Raw genomic sequence first — 572 nt, 5'->3', positions numbered from 1 at the left:
GCTTCAAAAGAGAATTCTACCCATCCATTTGGATCTTCACGATAAATAAAGATGGTTGTTCCAGGAGTTACTGTACCAACTTTATTCTCCTCGACAGCTACATCTGGTCTACTTTTAATTTTTAAATTAAATGGATAAGGTACCTGGTAGTAAGCAGCTGATGATACAACATTTGACCTTGAACCGTCTGCATACATTTTATATGGAATTTCATTAGATAACGCGTCGACATCTAATGTTTCAGGATTCTTTGGTAATTTTTTTGCATATGTATAGTCTTCTACACGAAACGGTTTAATACGTTCCATAATACCCGCAATTTTTGTAGCCCAGCCTTTATCTGATGCATATTTCACGTTCATGCCAGTTAATGTTGGCCCGTTATAATACATTCCACTTTCTTCTAAATATCTTTCTCGTACATAATTAGCATTATAAGCAATGCTATCGCCGTAGCTTGGTAAATATTTCGCATATTTAAACGGATCTCCATCATATGCACGTAGACCGAATAGATTATGTTTTTGATATGCGATTTCTGATTTTCCGTATCCAGATTCTAAAATCGCATG

Annotated in this window: 1 protein-coding gene; it reads right to left on the bottom strand. The window is 35.5% G+C overall.

Going from position 1 to position 572, the window contains the following annotated elements; all coding sequences use genetic code 11:
* A partial coding sequence (locus ACS2FK_RS30445; RefSeq protein ID WP_438899978.1) for a glucosaminidase domain-containing protein occupies positions 1-572 on the bottom strand: 572 nt, incomplete at both ends.

Source organism: Bacillus cereus group sp. BceL220 (genome assembly GCF_051776965.1).
GTDB classification, from domain to species: domain Bacteria; phylum Bacillota; class Bacilli; order Bacillales; family Bacillaceae_G; genus Bacillus_A; species Bacillus_A cereus.
The sequence above is the reverse complement of the archived record's forward strand: the minus strand, read 5'-3'. Positions and strand labels throughout refer to the sequence as shown.